Source organism: Frankia sp. CcWB3, assembly GCF_977927595.1.
The window spans coordinates 8,650-13,258 of sequence record NZ_CDWRCK010000057.1 but is presented as its reverse complement, the minus strand read 5'-3'; the positions used below and the strand labels follow the sequence as shown (position 1 = coordinate 13,258).

Sequence of the window (4,609 nt, the reverse complement as noted above, 5' to 3'; positions counted from 1 at the left end):
GGACGCACGGTCGCCGGTCACGCCAAAGGCCCCGGGCCCCATGTAGGGATACACGTGGTCGGCAGGCGGAGCGAGATTCTCCTTGATCACCCGTGGGCTGATCCAGCGCAGCAGGTTCTGCGCGGAACCGGCCTTGTCGTTGGTGCCGGAACGGCGAGCGCCGCCGAACGGCTGCCGGCCGACCACGGCCCCGGTCGGCTTGTCATTGATGTAGAAGTTGCCGGCCGCGAAGCGCAGCACGTGTTCGGCGCGGGCGATCGCCGAGCGGTCGGTCGCGACGACGGCACCGGTGAGCGCGTAGGACGAGGTCCGGTCGATCAGTGTCAGCACGTCGTCCCAGGCCCCCGGCCGGTTGTCGTCGTAGACGTGAACCGACAGGATCGGGCCGAACAGCTCGCGGGTGAACCATTCCCGCCCGGGATCGGTGCCGAGCAGCACCGTCGGCCGGACGAACCAGCCGACAGCGTCGTCGCACTGTGCCCCGGCGAGAACGGTGACGGTCGAATCGCTGGCAGCACGGGTGCATGCGGCGGCCAGGCGATCGTAGGCGCGCGCATCGATGACCGCACCGGTGAAATGGTCGAAGTCGCTGACGTCCCCCACCGACAGTGCCTCGGTCGCGGCGGCGAGTTCGGCGTCCAGGCGCCGCCACAGGCTTGCGGGCAGGTACGCCCGGGAGGCCGCCGAGCATTTCTGGCCGCTGTACTCGAAGGACCCCCGCAGCAGCGCGGTACGCAGCACGTCGACGTCGGCCGAGGAATGCGCCACCACGAAGTCCTTGCCACCGGTCTCCCCGACGATCCGCGGATAGGAACGGTAGCCGTCCAGGTTCTCGCCGACCGCCCGCCACAGCCGGGCGAAGACGGCGGGAGAACCGGTGAAATGAACGCCGGCCAGATCCGGGTCGGAGAACACCACGTCGCTGACCGGTTCACCCGAACCGCCGACGAGGTTGATGACGCCGGGCGGCAACCCCGCCGATTCCAGCAGCCGCATCAGGAAATGCGCGGCAAACGCCTGCGTGGGAGCCGGCTTCCAGACGACGGTGTTCCCCATCAACGCCGGCGCGGTCGCCAGGTTCCCGGCGATGGCGGTGAAGTTGAACGGGCTGACCGCGTAGACGAATCCCTCCAGCGGACGCAAATCCAGCCGGTTCCATTCCCCGGCCCCGCTGGCCGGCACGTCGGCCAGCAACTCGGCGGCGAACATCACGTTGAACCGCCAGAAGTCGATCAGTTCGCAGGCGGCGTCGATCTCCGCCTGTTGGCAGGTCTTCGACTGGCCCAGCATGGTGGCCGCGTTCAACGTGTCCCGCCACGGGCCGGAGAGGGCCTCCGCGGCGCGCAGGAGCACCGCGGCCCGTCCCGCGAAACCCAGATCCCGCCAGCCGGGGGCGGCCTTCTTCGCCGCGGCGACCGCCTCGGCCGCGTCCGCGTGGGTGCTCTCTCGCAGCGTTCCGAGCACCCGCCGGTATGCATGAGGCTGCACGACGTCGCGGGCCGGGCCGCCGCCGAGATGCTGGTGTCCCCCGATCGTGTTGGTCAGCTCGATATGTTCACCGCCCAGCCGGAGCAGGGTCCGCCGCAGACTGGCACGTTCCGGGCTACCCGGGGCGTAGGAACGGACCGGTTCGTTACGCGCGACCGGAACCGTCACCGGTCCGGTCGCCACGCGCTCTGCTTCGTCCCGCCGCACGCTCCGTCCCCCGTCCAGCCTGCCCGCGTCTCAGCCGGCCCGCATCCCAGGCCCGCCCATAATCCCAGGCCCACCGCATCCCAGGCCCACCGCATCCCAGGCCCACCGCATCTCAGGCCCGACTCCGGAGCGCGCGAGCGGCGAGCAGCAGGTTCGTGGGTCTCTCCACCAGCCGCCGGGTCAGGTACGGCACGCAGTCCGCCCCGTAGGGCACATACACCCGCACCGTGGCCCCGGTCGACGCCAACCGCCGCTGCTCGACCGGGCGTACCCCGTACAGCAACTGGTATTCGAAGGTCGCGGGCAGGCGTCCCACGTGCTCAGCGAACCGGCCGGCGAGGTTCAGGAGGGCGGGGTCGTGAGTGGCAATCATGGGATAGCCCGATCCGGTGAGCAAGATTCCCAGACAGCGGGCGTACGCGGCGGCGACAGCCGGACGTCCCTGGTGGGCTACGGCGGGCGGTTCGCGGTAGGCGCCCTTGCACAGCCGCACCCGTGACCCGTCGGTGGCGAGGTCACGGCAGTCCGTCTCGGTGCGCAGAAGCTGCGCCTGCAGGACGGCGCCGACGGAGGGGAAGTCCCGACGCAGCTCCACCAGGGTGTCCAACGTCGAGTCCGTGGTGGTGTGATCCTCCATGTCCAGGGTGACCGTCGCGTTCGCCGCCGCTGCCCGCGCGCAGATCTCGGCGGCGTTCTCGTACGACAGCTTGCGGCCGTCGCGGGGCACGGCCTGACCGAGCGCAGACAGCTTCACCGAGACGTCGAGACCGGCGGCGATCCCCGCGCGGTCGGCGAGGTCGAGCAGCCCGAGGTAGGCCAGCAGGGTGTGGGCCGCGTCCTCCGCACGGGTGATGTCCTCACCGAGCAGATCCACCGTCGCCAGGAGGCCGAGGTCCGCAAGTCCGGCTACCGCGGCGACCGCGTCCGCGTCGGACGGGCCGGCGACAAAGCGATCGATGATCCCCCGGGCAAGGGGGGTACGTGTGACGAGCGCGCGGGTGAGCGGATGGCGGGACACGGGAGGCATCAGCTTTTGGATCATATCGATCGTCCCCTGAGGCGACGTGACAGAATAGACGTGACAGAATAAGTGTGATCCGAAGCTTCACGTAAGCTCGATGCTCTGTCCAGCCTAGCGGCGCGGAATGCCGCGCCGGCTCAGAGTGCGCCGGCTCAGAGGCGACGCAGGCCGGCGAGTACCCGGTCGAGCAACTCGAGCTGCGGGGCTCCCGTCGGCATGGTGAGCTGGGAGATCTCCACCAGGCGGTCCGCCGCCGCGTCGGCGACGAGCACGCGGACTACGCCCACAGGCAAACGCAGCTCGGCCGCGATCTCGATCACCGACTGAGGCTGCACGCACATCGCGACGATCGACTTCTGTTCGAGAAGCAGGACCGGCAGCCGCCCGCGGCCGAGCGGTGTCGTGGTCACCATGGCCTCGAGCGCCAGCAGACGGGACGGGCGCGCCCGGCCGCGGGTCGCCGTGTACGGCCGCACGAGCTCGCCCGACGGCTCCACCGCGTCCCCGTTCACGTGGTCACCTGGTCACCTGGTCATGGGGTATGGGGTCATGGGGGATGTCACCTGGTGGGCACCTGGTCACACATTTTCGCGGCGGGCCGGGGTGAGCGCCTCCCGGGTCCGGGCGACGAGCACCGTCATCTCGTACCCTACGAACCCGATATCGCAGGTGTTGGTGGCGAGCACGGCCAGGTAGGACCCCTCCCCGACGGCCATGAGCAGCAGCGAGCCCTGGGCCATCTCGACGATGGTCTGGGTGACGTGGCCGCCGTCCACGAAGTCGGCGGCGGCCAAGGTCAGGCTGAACAGACCGGACGCGAGGGAACTCAGCCGTTCCGCCCGCTCACGCGGGAAACCAGTGCAGACGGCGAGAAGATGCCCGTCCGAGGACGCGACGATCGCATTGGCCACACCGGGCACGAAGTCGACGAAGTTGTTGACGAGCCAGTCGAGCGAGGGATTCTCGGGATCCGCGCGGGTCACGCGTCCTCCAGACTATGCGAATCAGGGAGCGCGAATCAGGGAGTGCGGTGTCCGCGCGCAGGCAGGAGGGATGCGGATGGTCATCCGTCGCTGCCAGGCTCGTCAGGGGTCTCCCTTGACACCACGAGCATGGTGAACGCCTTCGTACAGTCGGCTCAGGCGGCCGCGGATCCGTTCGGGCGCCACCGTCTGCTGTTCCGGGGCCGGCGTGAGCGCCGCTGCCGGGCCGAAAAGGTCGGGGCCGGCATCGGGGGGGCGAGCGGTCGCGGACCTGGACGGGGGCGTGCCCAACGGGTCCGGACCGAGGAGCCCGTGGGTCTGCGGGGCGCGGATCGGCAGCCCGGAGGGGGTCCTGGGACCGTCTGGCCCGATGGGGGGATGGTCACTCACCGCCGCTTCGCCCGAGCCCGATACCCCACCGACGGTTACCGCCCCGCCCGACCACGCCGCCCCACCGGCCGCGGGCGGCTCGAGGGACACGGGCGGCTCGAGGGACACGGGCGGCTCGAGGGACACGGGTGGGATGCGCACCGCGGAACGCGACGGTGCCGGATCTCGCGTGAACCAGTTGAACTTCTCCTCGGAGGGCTCGGAGGGCTCGGGCGGCCGCGCCGCGGCGGCGCGCATCCTTCTGTCCGCCCCACGCTCGCGCCGACGACGGAGCGCGGCCACCGCCTCCTCGATCGGAGGCAGGACGGCCCCGCCCTCCGATCCCGTGGCGGCGCCCAGACGCGACCCGCCACCGGCCTCGGCCACGGTGGACGAGTCGGCGTCGTCGGCGAGCTCGCCGACGACGCCAAGATCGACACCGCGCGGCCGGAACCACTCCTCGGTCGGTGTGTAGGAGGTGTAGGAGCCGAGACCGGCCGGCGGCGTATCGGGACCGCCGAGCGACCCCGCAGGCCCCACA

The 4,609-nt window shown here is 70.8% G+C and carries 4 protein-coding genes and 1 pseudogene; all 5 read right to left on the bottom strand.

What is annotated here, in order from left to right; genetic code table 11:
* Nucleotides 1-1,671 (bottom strand): L-glutamate gamma-semialdehyde dehydrogenase (pruA, locus tag ACY5KJ_RS06895; RefSeq protein WP_462203012.1); only part of this gene is annotated, 1,671 nt, incomplete at its 3' end.
* A 136-nt stretch (nucleotides 1,672-1,807) separates the two neighbouring features.
* Nucleotides 1,808-2,737 (bottom strand): proline dehydrogenase family protein, encoded by a 930-nt coding sequence (locus tag ACY5KJ_RS06890; protein WP_462187235.1) that lies wholly within the window; start codon nucleotides 2,735-2,737, stop codon nucleotides 1,808-1,810.
* A 131-nt stretch (nucleotides 2,738-2,868) separates the two neighbouring features.
* Nucleotides 2,869-3,228, bottom strand: a complete 360-nt coding sequence (locus tag ACY5KJ_RS06885; RefSeq protein ID WP_462187236.1) for a DUF742 domain-containing protein — start codon at nucleotides 3,226-3,228, stop codon at nucleotides 2,869-2,871.
* Between the two features lie 66 nt (nucleotides 3,229-3,294).
* Entirely contained in the window at nucleotides 3,295-3,699 is a 405-nt protein-coding gene (locus ACY5KJ_RS06880) for a roadblock/LC7 domain-containing protein (RefSeq protein WP_462187237.1), read from the bottom strand.
* 102 nt (nucleotides 3,700-3,801) lie between these two features.
* A pseudogene (locus ACY5KJ_RS06875) lies at nucleotides 3,802-4,609 on the bottom strand (ATP-binding protein); the annotation flags it as partial.